Raw genomic sequence first — 16,770 nt, 5'->3', positions numbered from 1 at the left:
TCGCCTGCACTTTCCGTATGGCTCGTCTCTTGCGCCCGATGTCGCAATGCACAAGTGTTCCAGACCCCTTAACCTCTGGAATCATCCTCAATGAGCCGCTCGACCAAATTGTTTGAGACCTACAAGCTCGGCCCGATCACGCTGGCCAACCGCCTCGTGATGGCGCCGCTGACGCGCAACCGCGCCGCGCCCGGCAGCTTCGTCCCTTCCCCTCTCGCCGCCGAGTATTACGGCCAACGCGCTTCCGCAGGCCTGCTGATCACCGAAGCGAGCCAGGTGTCGCAACAGGGCCAGGGCTATCAGGACACCCCCGGCATCTACAGCAAGGACCAGGTCGCCGGCTGGCGCAAGGTCACCGACAAGGTGCATGAGCGCGGCGGCAAGATCTTCATCCAGCTCTGGCATGTCGGCCGCATCTCGCATGTCGATCTGCAGGCCGGTGGCGCAGCGCCGGTGGCGCCGAGCGCGATCCGCGCCAAGGGCAAGACCTTCGTGAACGGCACTTTCGCCGACGTCTCCGAGCCCCGCGCGCTCGAGCTCTCCGAAATTCCAGGCATCATCGACGATTTCAAGCGCGCTGCGAAGAACGCGCTGGAGGCCGGTTTCGACGGCGTCGAGATTCACGGCGCCAACGGCTATCTGCTCGAACAGTTCGCCAAGGACGGCGCCAACAAGCGTACCGATGCCTATGGCGGCTCAATCGAGAACCGTGCCAGGCTGATGCTTGAGGTCTCCAAGGCCGTCGCGACTGAAGCCGGCGCCGACCGCACCGGCATCCGCATCTCGCCGGTGACGCCCGCCAACGACATCTCGGATTCCAACCCGCAGGCGCTGTATGACCATATCGTCGACGGCCTCAGCGCCTTGAAGCTCGTCTATCTCCACGTCGTGGAAGGTGCCACCGGCGGTCCGCGCGACGTCGCCCCGTTCGACTATGCGAGCATCCGCAAGCGCTTCGCGGGTGCCTACGTCGCCAACAACGGCTACGATTTCGACCTCGCCACCAAGGTGCTCGACGCCAACGCGGCCGATCTCATCGCCTTTGGCAAGCCCTTCATCTCCAACCCCGACCTGGTCGAGCGGCTGAAGCAGGGCGCGGCGCTGAACGATTGGGACAAGAACACCTTCTATGGCGGCGGCGCCAAGGGCTACACGGACTACCCGACGCTGGCGGCCGAGCCGGCGGAGTAGGTTCCCACGCCAACGCTGTCATGCCCCGCCTGGTGCGTAATTGCGCAAAGACGGGGCATGACAGTACGCCGCGCACTCACACCACGTCGAACTTGACGCCTTGAGCCAGCGGGAGCGTGCGGCCGTAATTGACGGTGTTGGTCGTGCGCCGCATATAGGTTTTCCACGCGTCGGATCCGGACTCGCGTCCGCCGCCAGTCTCCTTCTCGCCGCCGAAGGCGCCTCCGATCTCCGCGCCGGATGGGCCGATATTGACGTTGGCAATGCCGCAGTCAGAGCCACGCGCCGACAAGAATGTTTCCGCTTCGCGCAGATCATTGGTGAAGATGGACGAGGACAGCCCCTGCGGAACGGCATTGTGCAATTCGAGCACGGCATCGAAATCGCGATATTTCATCACGTAGAGGATCGGCGCAAAGGTCTCGTGCTTCACCGGTCCGGTCTGCGTCGCGATCTCGACCAGCGCCGGGCGGACATAGTAAGCGTCGGCCGCCCCTTCGATGGCGATGCGCTCGCCACCTTGGACTTGACCTCCGGCAGCGCTCGCAGCCTCGAGCGCAATCTGCATCGCGCGATAGGCCGCGCCGTCGATCAGCGGACCAACCAGGTTACCGCCTTGCAGCGGAGAGCCGACGGTGACGGACGCATAGGCCTGCTTCAGGCGCGGCACAAAGCTGTCATAGATGCTCTCGTGGACGAACAGGCGGCGCAACGTCGTGCAGCGCTGTCCCGCCGTTCCCATCGCGGCAAAGGCAACGCCGCGCAGGGTGAGATCGAGGTCGGCCGTCGGCGCGACGATCGCGGCGTTGTTGCCGCCGAGTTCGAGCAGCGCCCGGGCGAACCGGCTGGCGAGCCGCGGACCGACCGCGCGTCCCATCGCCGTGGACCCGGTTGCCGAGACCAGAGGCACCTTCGCATGGTCGACGAGCAGCTCGCCGATCTCGCGGCCGCCGAACAGCACTGCGGCAAGCCCCTGCGGCGCATCGCCGCCAGCTTCGTTGAAGCGTTTGACCGCACGCCCAAACAGGGCGTGTGTCGCAAGCGCGGTGAGCGGTGTCTTCTCGGACGGCTTCCAGACCAGGCTGTTGCCGCACACCAGCGCCAGGGCTGCGTTCCAGGCCCACACGGCGACCGGAAAATTGAACGCAGAGATGATGCCGGTGACGCCAAGCGGATGCCAGCTTTCCATCATGCGATGCTCGCCACGCTCGGTGGCGATCGTCAGGCCGTAGAGCTGCCGCGACAGGCCGACCGCGAAATCGCAGATGTCGATCATTTCCTGAACCTCGCCAAGACCCTCGGAGACGATCTTGCCGACCTCGATCGACACCAGCCGGCCCAAGGCCTCCTTGCTGGCGCGGAGCTCCTCGCCGAACAGCCGCACGAGCTCCCCTCGCTTGGGTGGCGGCACCAGCCGCCAGCCGAGATACGCCGCGTGCGCCTGCTCGATCGCGCCGGCCGCTTCGGCTGCGCCGATCTCCGCGACGCGGCCAATGATCCCGCCAGTGATCGGCGTACGCACGACGATGGTGCCCTCCGTATAGTCGGAGCGCTTGACGCCGAGTTCGGCGAGAAGCCTGTCGACTTCGCCGGCGAGATCGGCGTTGGCGGTATGCGTCTGCGGTGCTGATTTGACGGACATGGCGGCTTTCCAAAATGTTGGAGTTGATCTTAGTTCGGTTGCTCGCTCGTGCGCCCGTTCCGCAAGGCGGGAACGCAATGCGCTCCCAGGAACGCCATCCCGGTCTCCATCTCGCGCAGGACCATGCGCAGGACGGCTTCGGCGCCTTGCTCCCCGCCGGCCGCAAGTCCCCACAGCGGCAAGCGACCGAGAAGCACGGCTTCCGCGCCGAGCGCAAGATATTTGAGGACGTCGGTGCCGCGCCGGACGCCGCTGTCGGCCAGAATCGTCAGACGTCCCTTCACGGCAGCCACGATCGCCGGAATGCAGTCCGCGGGAGGCGGCAGACAGTCGAGATTGCGCCCGCCATGAACCGAGACCACGATGCCGTCGGCACCGATCCCGGCCGCCCTTTCAGCATCGTCCACCGCGAGCACGCCCTTGATGGTGAGCTTACCCGGCCAGATCTCGCGCAGCCAGCGCATGTCGTCCCAGCTCAGGTGCGGCTCGATCCGGACCGCCTCGGCGATGTCAGCGCGGGTGATGGCGGTGCGGAACGCTTCCGGATAGTGGCCATAGGTCGGCACACCCTCGCCCATGAGATAGTGCGCGAGAACCCCGAACAGCCAACCGGGATGCAGTGCCACGTCGATCATGCTGCGCAGCCGCGGCTTGAAGGGAATGCCGAAACCGTTGCGTTCATTATACTCCCGGTTCGGCGAGACCGGCGTATCGACGGTGACGAGCAGGTTGTCGCAGCCACATGCGCTCGCACGCTCCAGGAGCCGCGCGGTCAGGGCGCGATCGCGCCAGACATAGAGCTGGAACCAGAGCAGGGCATCCGGCGCGCCGCGCCGGATCGCCTCGATTGATGTCACCGATTGCGTCGAGATGCAGACGGGAATGCCGATGCGCGAGGCCGCGCGGGCGAGCTTCGTCTCACCGTCATGCGAAACAAGACCGGCGAGCGCCGTCGGCGCGACAATGAGGGGCGCAGCGATCCTCCGGCCGAACAACACCGTGTCGAGATCGCACCTGTCGCGCCCCGTCAGGACCGCGGGCAGCAAGGTAATGGCGTCGAGCGAGCCGCGCAGGCGCGCCAGCGCGGTTTCGTCCTCGGAGCCGCGATCGATATACTCGAACAGCCCGCGCGGGAGGAATTGTCGCGCGCGGCTGCGATAGTCGCTGGCATTGAGGAGCATCGGCATCGGCGTTTCAGGCCGCGTAGCGTTTGAACTTGGACTTGGAGATCGAGGTTGCGGCGACGTGAACGTGCTGAACGAGCTCGGCCTCGACACGCTCGGTGGTCCATCGCGTCGTGGGCACGGAGATGTTGACCGCAGCGATAGGCCGCCCGTGCTCGTCGATGATCGGCGCCGCAACGGAAATGTCGCCCATGACGCTTTGGTTGATCTGGATCGAATAGCCGCGTTTGGCGGCCAGGTGCACCTGCTCTGCGAGCTTGACAGGGTCCGTAATCGTGTAAGGCGTCAGCGGCTCAAGCCGCGTCCGCTTCAGGAGGTCCTGTTGCTCTGCTTCAGGAAGGGCCGCCAGGATGGCTATGCCGGAAGCCGTGAAGTAGGCCGGAAGCCGGCTTCCGATCACGAAATCGATATGGATCAGGTGCTGCCCGGGAAAGCGCGCCACGAACACGACCTCGTGGCCGTCGAGCTCATGCAGGTTGCAGGTCTCGCCAAGATTGCGGCTCATGTCGAGCAGATAGGGCGAGGCCTTGTCGACGAGTTCGTTGGCCTTGAGATAGCTATGGGAGAACTGCAGGACCTTCGAGGTGAGGCCATAGTTCCGCGTGCCCTCGATGCGCTTGAGATAGCCGAGGGTCTCAAGCGTGTAGACCAGGCGCTGGGTGGCGCTGCGGTCGAGATCGGCGGCGCGCGCGATGTCAGCAAGTGTCATGTAACGCTGCGGCCCGTCGAAGGCATGCAGGACCTGGAACGCCTTTTCGGTCGAGCCGACGAACAAGGACGAGCGCGGCTCGTCGGCCTTGTCCGTCGCCTTCACGCTGGTTTTCCCGCTCGCCTTGACGGCCTTTGCCTTGACAGGCCGGCCGCCGCTCGCGCGGCTGCTACGCGCCATGCTGCCACCCTCTCATGCGATACCCTCCGAGATCGCCAGCTGCCGGCCGAGCTCGGCGCGCAAGGAGGCGACCAGCGCCGGCGCGGGCTGCACCAGCGGCGCCAGCATGCGCGGCGCCTCGACGCCGACCATGTCCATCACCGCCTTCATCGGTCCCGGGTTGGTCTCGGCGAACGCCATGTTCATCAGCGGGATCAGGCGGCGATGCAGGCTCAACGCCTCCGCCGTCTTGCCTGCCGTCGCCGTCTCGAAGATCCGGTGCCATGCGCGTGGCAACAGGCACGCGGTGACGATGATGCCGCCCTTCGCGCCCGCTGCGAGATGCAACGGAAACAGGCTGTCCTCTCCGCTCAGCACCGCAAAGCTCTCGTCGACGCCGGCCACGACCTGGAGGAAATGGTACATGTCGAGATTGCAGGCCTTCATGCCGATGATGTTGGGATGCCTGGAGAGCTCATGCAGGATCTTGGGCTCGATCGCGATCCGGGTGCGATAGGGAATCTCGTAGATCAGGATAGGCACCGGCGAGGCATCGGCATAGCGCAGGAAATAGTCGCGAACGCCCGCCTGGGTCGGATTGGTATAGTATGGCGTGAGAACCAGCAGGCCGTCCACGCCCTCGGCTGCGAATTCGCGGCCGGCCTGCAAGGCATCGTGGAAGCCGGTGTCGAGCACGCCGGCGATGACCGGGCCCTTGCCCGACATCGCCTTCACCGACAGGCCAGCCATCTTGATCCGCTCGGATCTAGCCAGCGCGCCATATTCGCCCGTGCCGCCGAGCGGCACCACGCCGTCGATACCCTGCTTGTTGAGCCAGGTGAACATGGAAGAGACCGCGCCGGCATCGATGGTGTCGTCGGCCTTGACCGGGGTCGGAATGGCCGGGAACAGGCCGCGGAGACTGATGGCAGTGAGCATACTTGAGAACCTCTGGTTGGACGGCGGCGCTTCTATCTCGCGGCGGCACGCCGGCGCAGGCGTTCGGCGACGAAGATGAGAAGCCCCATGAAAACGAACAGACAGGTCGAGACGGCGGCGATCACAGGCGAGACCTGAAGCGTCACCTCGTCCCAGAACTGTTTGGGCAGCGTCGCGTTGAGCCCGCCGGTGGCAAACAGCGCGATGGTGAGCTCGTCGAACGAGGTCGCAAACGCAAACAGGAAGGACGACATCATGCCTGCAGCGAGGATCGGGAAGGTGACGTAGCGCAGCGTCGCAAGCGGACGCGCCCCGAGGCTCTGCGCGGCCTGATCGAGCCGCGTGTCGTAATTGCGCAGCACCGCCATCATGGTGATGACCACGTAGGGCACCGCGACGACGGTGTGGCCGAGAACGAGCCCGACGGCGCTGCCGACGAGGCCGATGCGCGCGAACACGTAGAACAGGCCGACCGCGATGATCATCCGCGGCACCACGATCGGCGACAGGATGAAGGCGAGCCACGCCGCCTTGCCGCTGATGTCGCTGCGCACCAGCAGGAACGCGGCTGGCGTGCCGATCAGCATGGCGAGCAGCCCGGTGCCGATGCCGACCAGCAGCGAGCGCAGCATGGCCTGGGTCCAGACCGGCGAGCTCAATACCGTCTCGTACCAATGCAGGGTAAAGCCCTGTGGGGGCCAATTGAGGCCGCCATTGCCGAACGATAGCGGGATCATCAGAATTGTCGGCGCGCTCATGACGAGCAGCATGGTCCAGACGAAGGCCTGCAAGCCCATGCCGGCCTGATCGGGATTGCGGTCGCGGCGGCGCGACGACAGCAGCAGAATGATGCGGTCGGAGATCGCACCGAGCAGCGTAAGCAGCGCATCGCCTGCCCGCACGACCGGGCCCGACAGGCGCGACGGCTTGGCATTGCGCGGCGCCGATGCGCCGGTCATGGTCGACAGGCCGAGCAGCCGGTCATAGGCGGCAAAGACGATGAGGACGACGACCAGCAGCAGCACCGAGATCGCACCGGCAAAGCCCCAGTTCATGGTCTGCTGCACCTGGTCGATGATGAGCTGCGTGATCATGGTCTCGCGGCGCCCGCCGAGCAGCGCAGGCACGATGAAGAAGCCGATCGCGGTGACGAACACCATGATCCCGGCAGCGGCAACGCCGGGCAGCGACAGCGGAAAATAGATCTTCCAGAACGCCATGCCCGGACGCGCCCCGAGCGTGGCGGCGGCGCGCGGCAGATTGCGGTCGATGTTCTCCATCACCGAGAGCATGGTCAGCACCGCGAGCGGCAGCAGCGCGTTGACCATGCCGACCAGGACGCTGCCGAAATTGTAGAGCAGGCTCGCGGGACTCGAGATGATGCCGAGCCAGAGCAGGAGCTTGTTGATGACGCCGTTGCGTCCGAGCAGCACGATCCAGGCGAAGGCGCGAACCAGAAAGCTTGTCCAGAACGACAGCAGCACCCAGAACAGCAGCGTCGCCTTTCGCTCCTTGCCGACGCCCGAGATCAGATAGGCGATCGGATAGCCGGTGACGACGCAGACCAGCGTCGTCACCAGCGAGATCTTCAGGGTGATCAGGAGAACGTCGAGATAGACCGATGAAGCAAACAGCTGGCGATATTGCGCGAGCGTGAAGCCATTGTCGCCATGGACGCTGAGCAGCAGCAGCTGGCCGACGGGATAGACCAGGAAAAGCACGAGCAGCAGCACCAGCGGCGCGCCCATTGCGGCCCGCGTCCAGCCCAGCCTCTGCGATATCGCGCGCATGGTGGCCAAGTTCAGATCCCCTTCCCCTCATGGATCGCGACGGCATCCGCCGCATGCCATCCGAGTGACAGGCGTTGGCCGATCTCGTAAGGCGGAGAGCCGCTGCGGGTCGGATGCGCGGCCACGAGCTGGGGCAGGCCCGCAGCCTCCGGCGCGATGTAGAGCCGAGTCAGGCTTCCGCTGATCATCACGTCGGTGAGACGTCCGGACAGCTGGCCGCCCTCGCCGACCAAGAGGTTCTGCGGGCGCACCATGACCTTGATGGGTTCGCCGGCGGCGAAACGCGAGCCATTGCCGACCGCGCGCGAGGCCGCAAGCTGCTCGGCGAGGACGATGTCGAGCCCCTCGCCGTCGACGCCACGCACGGTGGCGCTGAGCAGGTTGGACTCGCCGAGGAAGTCGGCGACGAACAGCGAGCGCGGCCGGAAGTAAAGATCCTGCGGCGTGCCGAGCTGCTCGATCGCACCCGCATTCATCAGGCAGATGCGATCCGACATGGTCATCGCCTCCTCCTGGTCGTGGGTGACATAGACGATCGTGGTGCCGAGCTCGCGATGGATGCGCTTGATCTCGAGCTGCATCTGGTCGCGCAGCTTCTTGTCGAGCGCCCCGAGCGGCTCGTCCATCAGGATGATCGCAGGGCGATAGACGATGCAGCGCGCCAGCGCGATACGCTGCTGCTGGCCGCCGGACAGCTCGCGCGGATAGCGCTTTGCGACGTGCGGCAGGCGTACCGTCTCCAGCGCCTCGCCAGCGCGCCGGCGGGCTTCCGCATCCGACACCTTCCGCATCTTCAGCGGAAACGCGATGTTGTCCTCGATCGTCATGTGAGGAAACAGGGCGTAGTTCTGGAACACGACGCCGATGTCGCGGTCATAGGCCGGGCTATGCGTGACGTCGGCATCGTCGATGAGGATCTGTCCCTCGTCGGGCTGGGCGAGCCCGGCGATCAGGCTGAGCAGTGTGGTCTTGCCTGATCCCGACGGGCCGAGCAGGGTGAGGAATTCACCCTTGGCGACGTCGAGGCTGGTCGGCGCCAAGGCCACGAAATCGCCGTAGCGCTTGCAGAGCTCGCGAATGCACAGGCTCGACGAGACCATGGGCCTCTCCGATCCGTTTGACCCGATCAAGCCAGGATCCAGCTGTTGAAGCGCTCGATGACGGCGGCCTGGTTGTCGAGCCAGTACTTGGCGTTGATCTTCAGCCCGGCCTTGATGTTGTCAGGGTAGGTCGGGCAGTTCTTCGCGACCTCGGGCTTGACGTAATTGAAGGCCTCCGGCTGCGTGAGACCGGCCGGGAAATATTCGACCAGCGCCGCCTGCCGCTTCGGATCGGAGGCGAACTTGATGAACTCGCGGCAGGCATCGGCATTCGGCGTGCCTGACAGGATCGACCAATTGTCGCCGCCCCAGATTCCCTGATTCCAGACGATCTCGACCGGCGCGCCGGCTGCTTGGGCGGCCTGGGGACGCGACACCCAGGTCGGCAGCAGATCGATCTCGCCCGAGGTCAGCATCTGCTCGACCTGCGCGCCGCTGGTCCACCACACCGCGACCTGCGGCTTGATCTTGTCGAGCGAGGCAAAGGCCTTGTCGAGATCGCAGGGGTAGACCTGCGCGGTGGGCACGCCCGCCCCCATCAGCGCCTGCTCGATCGTGTCGAACGGATGCTTGCGCACGGCGCGGCGTCCCGGAAACTCCGCCACGTTCCAGAAATCAGCCCAGGACTGCGGCGCCTTGCGGCCCTTGAAGGCGTCCGTGCGGTAGGCCAGCACGGTGGTGTAGACGTTGGTGGCGACACCGTAGGGCGAAGCAAATTCAGACGGGATCGACTTGATGACCGGTTCGGATTCGAGACCGTGCTTCTCCAGATATTGCTTGCCGCCGCTGGTCAGGATCTCGATCGCGGGCCAGGAGATCTTGGCCATGTCCCAGGTGTAGTTCTTGGTATCGACCATGGTCTTGATCTGCGCGACCGGCTCGGCATTGGCCTGCACGCCGACGACCTCGATGCCGGTCGCTTCGGTGAACGGACGGTAGAACACCGCACCATAGGCCTTGGTGTAGATGCCGCCATCGTCGCGCACGACGATGCGCTTGCCAGCGGCGCGCGACGGCGACCAGACGGACGGTGCGGCCAGCGCGACGGCTCCGGCGCCAAGCAGCAGACGACGGCGGGAAGTAATGAGCTTCGATGCGTTTGTCATGTCAGTCCCCTCTCTACGATGTTGCATTGGTCGGCGAAGTTGCGGTCACCTCAGTCGCCGACGACGGCGGCAGAACGCGGCCGGGATTGAACAGGCCCGACGGGTCGAACGCCTGTTTCACGGCGCGCATCAGAGCGAGCTCGACCGGCGGCTTGTAGCGGATCATCTCGCCGGTCAGCGTGCGCCCGACGCCATGCTCGGCGCTGAAGGTGCCACGCAAGGAACTGGCGACATCGTTCATGGCGCGCCGGATCCGCTGCGCAGTCTCGTCGCGGTTCGGCAGCGCGTCCCATTCGGCAAAGCTGAAGAAGGGGATGAGATGGATGTTGCCGTCGCCCATATGGCCGACGATGATGAACGGCAGACCCGGCACGATCGCGCGCACGGCTGCCATGGCCTGGTCGATGAAATCAGGCACGGTCGAGACCGGCACCGCGGTATCCGAGGTCAAGCCGACGCCCGCTTTCTTGTTGGCCTCCGACACGCTGTGACGCACCAGCCACATCGCCTTGCGCTGGGCCTCGCTGGTGGCGACCACGCCGTCGCGGACGAGCCCGGTCTCGAGCGCCTGCTCGAGCACCGTCTGCATCGTCGCCGCGAGCGCGGCTGCATCGCCGGTGTCGGAGAGTTCGACAAGGACGTGCCAGGCGTCGATCTCCGCGACCGGGCAGCGCCGGCCCGGCACCTGCTCGAGCACGAGTTCAATCTGCTTCGCATTCATCAGCTCGAAAGCGGAAAGCCGCGAACTGCACGACGCCTGGAACAGGCCGAGCACCTTGAGCGCGGCCTGCGGACTGTCGACCGCGAGCCAGGCGACGGACTCCGCCGTCGGCAGCGGATGCAGCTTCAGCACCGCGCCGGTGATGATGCCGAGCGTGCCTTCAGAGCCGATAAAGAGATGCTTGAGATCGTAGCCGGTATTGTTCTTGCGCAGCGCGTAAAGGCCGTCCCAGACCGAACCATCCGGCAGGACGACTTCCAGCCCGAGCACGTTGTCGCGCGTGTTGCCGTAGCGGAGCACGCCGGTGCCGCCGGCATTGGTGCCGATATTGCCGCCGATCTGGCAGGAGCCTTCGGCGCCGAGGCTGACGGGATAAAGCCGACCAGCGGACGCGGCGACCTCCTGAACAGTCGCCAGCACGCAGCCGGCATCGACCACCATGGTGTTGTTGACGGGATCCAGCGAGCGGATCCGGCGCATGCGCGTCAGCGCGACGATGACCGGTGGCTTGCCCTGCCCCGACGGCGTCGCGCCTCCGCAAAGGCTGGTATTGCCGCCCTGCGGCAGTACCGGCGTGTCATGGGCGACGCAGAGACGGATGATGGCGGCAACCTGTTCGGTGGTCGAGGGCAGCACCGCGCAGAGCGCCGGCGCGTGAAACCGGCCGCGCCAATCCTCGGTGAGGCCAGCGAGATCCTCCTCGCGCGTCAGCACGGCCGTGTCGCCCAGCAACTGCCTGAACGCCTCGATCAATGGCATCTACCGACCTCCGGGACGGGCCGATGCCGGCCCAAACGGCGTCTGCGCTTGTAATCGCAATACGATTACTTCAATCGCATTAAGCTGATCATGAATTCGATGCGACGGGGAGTCAAGCTTGGGTGCGCGGCCTTCGCCCGGTGTCGTCCTGGCCTTCGCCAGGACGACACCGAGGCGTGGCGGGNGGGCGCCTTCCTCAACAAGGGCGTCGTTGCGAGCCACCGGGTCCGCGCGAAGCGCGGCCCGATGACAGGCTCCGCGAAGCAATCCAGAGTCCCCCCTGCTTCGCTGCGCTCGCAATCGGTGTGGAAGCACCGGAGCGTGCACCAAAACAAAAAGGCCGGGATTGCTCCCGGCCTTTCGTCGTCGTTGTGAGACGTTGCTTACTGCAGCGAGGCGCGCTTGGGCGGGCTGGCCGGCCACGACTTGATCAGCGTGTCGTAGTCAACCGTCTCGCCCTTCGGCTTCTCGTTGGCGAGCTTGCGCTGCGGCGCGATGGTGCCGTCCTTCTCGGCCTTTGCGAACCAGTACTCGGCCGACTCCTTCTTGTTCAGCTTCGGACCGCATTTGCCCTGGACGCCGGACTTCTCCAGACGTTCCATCACGGAGTCCTGGGCAGCGGCCAGCGCATCCATCGCGGCTTGCGGCGTCTTCGAACCGGACGACGCATCGCCGATGTTCTGCCACCACAGCTGCGCAAGCTTCGGATAGTCAGGCACGTTGTTGCCGGTCGGGGTCCACTGCACGCGCGCGGGCGAGCGGTAGAACTCGATCAGGCCGCCGAGCTTCGGCGCACGCTCGGTGAACGACTTGTCCCAGATGTCGGATTCACGGATGAAGGTGAGACCGACATGGCTCTTCTTCAGCGACACCGTCTTGGAGATGATGAACTGGAGATAGAGCCAGGCTGCCTTGCGGCGATCCGCCGGGGTCGACTTCAACAGCGTCACGGAGCCGGCGTCCTGGTAGCCGAGCTTCATGCCTTCCTTCCAGTAGGCGCCATGCGGCGACGGAGCCATACGCCACTTCGGCGTACCGTCCGCGTTCATCACGGCGATGCCCGGCTTCACCATGTCGGCGGTGAAGGCGGTGTACCAGAACATCTGCTGGGCGATGTTGCCCTGAGCCGGCACGGGGCCTGCTTCAGAGAAGGTCATGCCCTGCGCCTGCGGCGGCGCGTACTTCTTCAGCCACTCGAGGTACTTGGTGATCGAGTAGACTGCCGCAGGACCGTTGGTGTCGCCACCACGTTCGACTGACGAGCCGACCGGGCGGCAGCCTTCCATGCGGATGCCCCACTCGTCGACCGGCAGGCCGTTCGGGATGCCCTTGTCACCGTTGCCGGCCATCGAGAGCCAGGCGTCGGTGAAACGCCATCCGAGCGACGGGTCCTTCTTGCCATAGTCCATATGGCCATAGACCTTGACGCCGTTGATCTCCTTGATGTCGTTGGTGAAGAACTCGGCGATATCTTCATACGCCGACCAGTTCACGGGCACGCCGAGATCGTAGCCATACTTGGCCTTGAACTTGGCCTTGTAGTCCGGGTTGGTGAACCAGTCGTAGCGGAACCAATAGAGGTTCGCGAACTGCTGGTCGGGAAGCTGATAGAGCTTGCCGTCCGGCGCGGTCGTGAACGACTTGCCGATGAAGTCGTTGACGTCGAGCATCGGATCCGTGACGTCCTTGCCCTCGCCGGTCATGTAGTCCGACAGAACGATGGTCTGGCCGTAGCGGAAGTGCGTGCCGATCAAGTCCGAGTCGTTGATCCAGCCGTCGTACACGTTCTTGCCGGACTGCATCTGGGTCTGCAGCTTCTCGACGACGTCACCTTCCTGGATGATGTCGTGCTTGAGCTTGATGCCAGTGAGCTCGGTGAACGCCTTGGCCAGCGTCTGCGACTCGTATTCGTGGGTCGTGATGGTTTCGGAGACGACGTTGATCTCCATGCCCTTGAAGGGCTCGGCCGCCTTGGCGAACCATTCCAGCTCTTTCTTCTGGTCTTCCTTCGACAGGGTCGAGGGCTGGAATTCCGCGATCCACTTCTGGATCGTGGCGTCGTCCGCGGCGCGGACCGGCGCCGAGGCAGCGAACGCGGTGGCGAGAATGGCCGCGGCGCTCGATACGGTCAGAAAGCTGATTTTGGTCAATGGACCTTTCCTTCTCCTAAACTGTCGCATGTTGTTCCTCCGTTGCAGCGACAAACTTTTATACAGGCCCGGGTTGCCTCCCGGATCTGGCCGTCCCTTCGCGAGCTTCAGACCGTGCGAAATATGAGCACGGCCGTGACCAGCGAAATTCCACTTGCGAGCCACAGGCTCGAAATCTCGATGCTCTCTTCACCGATCGGCACCGATGCGATCGGGTCGGTGCCGACGAGGCCGATCCACACCAGGTGAATGACGGCCGCGAGAATCAGCGAGATGAACAGGCGATCACCGCGCGTGGTCGGAATGCTGAGCACGCCGACACGCTCGGCCTCGGGATAAGCAGCCGCGAGCCACGTCATCACCGCGAGCGTGCAGGCGAGCGCGACGAAGAAGATCGCCGTCGGCAGCGTCCAGGCCATCCATGCAATGGATTCCATGATTGCCTCCCTTAGACGCGACCGAGCGCAAAACCGCGCGCGATGTAGTTGCGGACAAACCAGATCACGAGCGCGCCCGGAATGATGGTGAGAACGCCGGCGGCCGCCAGCAGGCCCCAATCCATGCCGGCTGCCGACACCGTGCGCGTCATGATCGCCGCGATCGGCTTGGCCTGCACCGAGGTCAGCGTCCGCGCCAGCAGCAGCTCGACCCAGGAGAACATGAAGCAGAAGAAGGCGGCGACACCGATGCCGCTCGCGATCAGCGGCACCAGGATGCGGACGAAGAAGCGCGGGAAGGAATAGCCGTCGAGGAAGGCCGTCTCGTCGATCTCGCGCGGCACTCCGGAGACGAAGCCCTCGAGGATCCACACCGCCAGCGGCACGTTGAAGATGCAGTGCGCGAGCGCAACCGCCCACGGCGTATCGAACAGGCCGATCGCCGAATAGAGGTTGAAGAACGGCAGCGCATAGACCGCCGCCGGCGCCATGCGGTTCGACAGCAGCCAGAAGAACAGGTGCTTGTCGCCGAGGAAGCGATAGCGCGAGAACGCATAGGCCGCGGGCAGCGCCACCGAAATCGAGATGATGGTGTTGAGGACCACATATTCCAGCGAGTTGATGTAGCCGGAATACCAGCTCTCATCGGTGAAGATGCGCTTGTAGTGCTGCAGCGTCGGGGTATGCGGCCACAGCGTCATCGTCGAGACGATTTCGCCGTTGGTCTTGAAGCTCATGTTGACGAGCCAGTAGATCGGCAACATCAGGAAGATCAGGAACAGCCCCATGATGAGGCGGCGGCCGGGGATCGAATGCATCAGGCCACTCCTTCCTTCGGCTTGAGCGCGGGCGCGGGCTGGAGCGCGCCTGCGGGCTTGGGCTCCGCCGCCGGCTTCTTCGCCGTCTGTGCCTTACGCTCGACGCCTGCATTGGTCATCACGGTGTAGAAGATCCAGCAGACGATCAGGATGATCAGATTGTAGACCAGCGAGAGCGCGGCTGCCTTGCCGAGGTCGAACTGGCCGAGCGCGATCTTGACGAGCTCGATCGACACGAAAGTGGTCGAGTTGCCGGGGCCGCCGCCGGTGACGACGAACGGCTCGGTATAGATCATGAAACTGTCCATGAAGCGCAGCAGCACCGCGATCAAGAGCACGCGGTTCATCTTCGGCAGCTGGATCGCCTTGAACACGGCCCAGCGCGAGGCGCCGTCGATCTGGGCGGCCTGGTAATAGGCCTCGGGAATCGACTTCAGGCCGGCGTAGCAGAGCAGCGCGACGAGGCTGGTCCAATGCCAGACGTCCATCACGATGACGGTGACCCAGGCGTCGACTGCGTTGGCCACGTAGTTGTAGTCGAGGCCCATCGCATTGAGCGTATAGCCGAGCAGGCCGATGTCGGGACGGCCGAAGATCTGCCAGATCGTGCCGACGACGTTCCACGGAATCAGCAGCGGCAGTGCGAGGGTGACGAGGCAGGCGGCTACTGTCCAGCCCTGCCGCGGCATCGACAGCGCGACGACGATGCCGAGCGGCACCTCGATCGCGAGGATCACCAGCGAGAAGAACAGATTGCGCCCGAGCGAGGCCAGGAAGCGGCCGCCGAGATCGGTCGAGGGATCGAGCAATTCCTTGAACCAGCCGACGCCGTTCCAGAAGAACTGGTTGTTGCCGAACGTGTCCTGCATCGAATAGTTCACCACCGTCATCAGCGGCAGCACCGCGGAGAAGGCGACGACCAGGAACACCGGCAGTACCAGGAACCAGGCTTTTTGGTTGATGGTCTTGTCCATCAGGCGGCTCCCTCAACCAGAAGGCTGTCGGCATAGACGTGGACGTGTGCCGGATCGAATTTCAGCCCGGCATTGCCGTCGGAGCTGGTGAAGCCGGCCGGCGCACGCGCCGCGATCCTGGCCTCGCCGAGGCGGACGCGCGCGAAACGGATGCGGCCGAGATCATCGATGCGCTCGATCTTTGCGCTGAGCAGGCCAGACGCCGGCGCAACCGCGTCGACGAATTCCGGACGCACGCCAATCTCGATCTTGGCCCCTGCGGGCAGGTTGTCGTAGCTGCGGTTGAGCGCAATGACATGGCCGTCGACCCTGGCCTGGCGTCCCTTCACCTCGGCCGGCAGGATGTTCATGCCGGGCGAGCCGATGAAATAACCGACGAAGGTGTGGGCGGGCTTGTCGAACAGCTCGGCCGGCGTGCCGCTTTGCACCACGCGACCGTCATGCATGACGACGACGGTGTCGGCGAAGGTCAGCGCCTCGGTCTGATCGTGGGTGACATAGATCATCGTGAGATCGAGCTCGCGATGCAGCGCCTTCAGCTTGGAGCGGAGCTGCCATTTCAATTCAGGATCGATCACCGTCAGCGGCTCGTCGAACAGCACGGCGGCGACATCGGAGCGGACGAGGCCGCGGCCGAGCGAAATCTTCTGCTTGGCGTCGGCGGTGAGCCGCGTCGCCTTGCGGTTCAGGTAGGGCTCGAGGTCGAGCAGACGGCCGATCTCGGCGACGCGCTTGTCGATCTCGGCCTTGGGCACGCCGCGATTCTTCAGCGGAAATGCCAGGTTCTCCCCCACCGTCATGGTGTCGTAGATCACCGGGAACTGGAACACCTGGGCGATGTTGCGCTTCTGGGTCGACAGCGGTGTGATGTCCTGGCCGTCGAACAGGATTTTCCCGCGCGAGGGCGTGATGATGCCGGAGATCACGTTGAGCAGCGTGGTCTTGCCACAGCCGCTTGGTCCGAGCAGCGCATAGGCGCCGCCCTGCCGCCAGGTCATGGTCACCGGCTTCAGCGCGAAGGTTTCCTGCGGCGCGGCATTGCCACCGTAGGAATGGGCGAGATCGACGAGGTCAATGCGGGCCATGGCGCA

Annotated in this window: 14 protein-coding genes; 1 reads left to right on the top strand and 13 read right to left on the bottom strand. The window is 64.7% G+C overall.

The window, feature by feature from the left end:
• Positions 1 to 90: 90 nt before the first annotated feature.
• Positions 91 to 1,191 (top strand): alkene reductase, encoded by a 1,101-nt coding sequence (locus AOQ71_RS34940; RefSeq protein WP_057757025.1) that lies wholly within the window; start codon positions 91 to 93, stop codon positions 1,189 to 1,191.
• Positions 1,192 to 1,267: 76 nt separating this feature from the next.
• On the opposite strand, the gene amaB is transcribed toward AOQ71_RS34940, so the two are convergent.
• From amaB to AOQ71_RS34875, 13 genes are all read right to left on the bottom strand, one after another.
• A complete protein-coding gene (amaB, locus tag AOQ71_RS34935; RefSeq protein ID WP_057757023.1) occupies positions 1,268 to 2,833 on the bottom strand; it encodes an L-piperidine-6-carboxylate dehydrogenase in 1,566 nt (521 codons plus the stop codon).
• Between the two features lie 29 nt (positions 2,834 to 2,862).
• Positions 2,863 to 4,020 (bottom strand): alpha-hydroxy acid oxidase, encoded by a 1,158-nt coding sequence (locus AOQ71_RS34930; RefSeq protein ID WP_057757021.1) that lies wholly within the window; start codon positions 4,018 to 4,020, stop codon positions 2,863 to 2,865.
• Positions 4,021 to 4,027: 7 nt separating this feature from the next.
• The gene (locus AOQ71_RS34925; protein ID WP_057757020.1) at positions 4,028 to 4,906 is read right to left on the bottom strand and encodes an IclR family transcriptional regulator; all 879 of its coding nucleotides are present in this window, start codon (positions 4,904 to 4,906) and stop codon (positions 4,028 to 4,030) included.
• Between the two features lie 12 nt (positions 4,907 to 4,918).
• The gene (dapA, locus tag AOQ71_RS34920; RefSeq protein ID WP_057757018.1) at positions 4,919 to 5,824 is read right to left on the bottom strand and encodes a 4-hydroxy-tetrahydrodipicolinate synthase; all 906 of its coding nucleotides are present in this window, start codon (positions 5,822 to 5,824) and stop codon (positions 4,919 to 4,921) included.
• A 32-nt stretch (positions 5,825 to 5,856) separates the two neighbouring features.
• Complete coding sequence (locus AOQ71_RS34915) at positions 5,857 to 7,614, bottom strand: ABC transporter permease subunit (RefSeq protein ID WP_057757247.1); 1,758 nt, start codon at positions 7,612 to 7,614, stop codon at positions 5,857 to 5,859.
• Between the two features lie 11 nt (positions 7,615 to 7,625).
• The gene (locus AOQ71_RS34910; protein ID WP_057757016.1) at positions 7,626 to 8,714 is read right to left on the bottom strand and encodes an ABC transporter ATP-binding protein; all 1,089 of its coding nucleotides are present in this window, start codon (positions 8,712 to 8,714) and stop codon (positions 7,626 to 7,628) included.
• A 26-nt stretch (positions 8,715 to 8,740) separates the two neighbouring features.
• Complete coding sequence (locus AOQ71_RS34905) at positions 8,741 to 9,820, bottom strand: ABC transporter substrate-binding protein (RefSeq protein ID WP_057757014.1); 1,080 nt, start codon at positions 9,818 to 9,820, stop codon at positions 8,741 to 8,743.
• 13 nt (positions 9,821 to 9,833) lie between these two features.
• Positions 9,834 to 11,300 carry an FAD-binding oxidoreductase gene (locus AOQ71_RS34900; RefSeq protein ID WP_057757012.1) on the bottom strand — a complete coding sequence of 489 codons (1,467 nt, stop codon included), beginning with the start codon at positions 11,298 to 11,300 and terminating at the stop codon, positions 9,834 to 9,836.
• Between the two features lie 383 nt (positions 11,301 to 11,683).
• Complete coding sequence (locus AOQ71_RS34895; RefSeq protein WP_057757010.1) at positions 11,684 to 13,480, bottom strand: ABC transporter substrate-binding protein; 1,797 nt, start codon at positions 13,478 to 13,480, stop codon at positions 11,684 to 11,686.
• A 77-nt stretch (positions 13,481 to 13,557) separates the two neighbouring features.
• Positions 13,558 to 13,887, bottom strand: coding sequence for a DUF2160 domain-containing protein (locus AOQ71_RS34890; protein ID WP_057757008.1), 330 nt, complete (start codon positions 13,885 to 13,887; stop codon positions 13,558 to 13,560).
• A gap of 11 nt (positions 13,888 to 13,898) precedes the next feature.
• Positions 13,899 to 14,705, bottom strand: a complete 807-nt coding sequence (locus tag AOQ71_RS34885) for a carbohydrate ABC transporter permease (protein ID WP_057757005.1) — start codon at positions 14,703 to 14,705, stop codon at positions 13,899 to 13,901.
• Positions 14,705 to 15,679, bottom strand: coding sequence for a carbohydrate ABC transporter permease (locus tag AOQ71_RS34880; RefSeq protein ID WP_057757003.1), 975 nt, complete (start codon positions 15,677 to 15,679; stop codon positions 14,705 to 14,707). The genes AOQ71_RS34885 and AOQ71_RS34880 overlap by 1 nt, the downstream gene beginning before the upstream one ends.
• Positions 15,679 to 16,764, bottom strand: coding sequence for an ABC transporter ATP-binding protein (locus AOQ71_RS34875; RefSeq protein ID WP_057757001.1), 1,086 nt, complete (start codon positions 16,762 to 16,764; stop codon positions 15,679 to 15,681). The genes AOQ71_RS34880 and AOQ71_RS34875 overlap by 1 nt, the downstream gene beginning before the upstream one ends.
• Between the last annotated feature and the right edge of the window lie 6 nt (positions 16,765 to 16,770).

Origin of the sequence: Bradyrhizobium manausense, from assembly GCF_001440035.1 — a bacterium.
GTDB classification, from domain to species: domain Bacteria; phylum Pseudomonadota; class Alphaproteobacteria; order Rhizobiales; family Xanthobacteraceae; genus Bradyrhizobium; species Bradyrhizobium manausense.
This window is presented reverse-complemented; position numbering and strand designations above follow the sequence as displayed.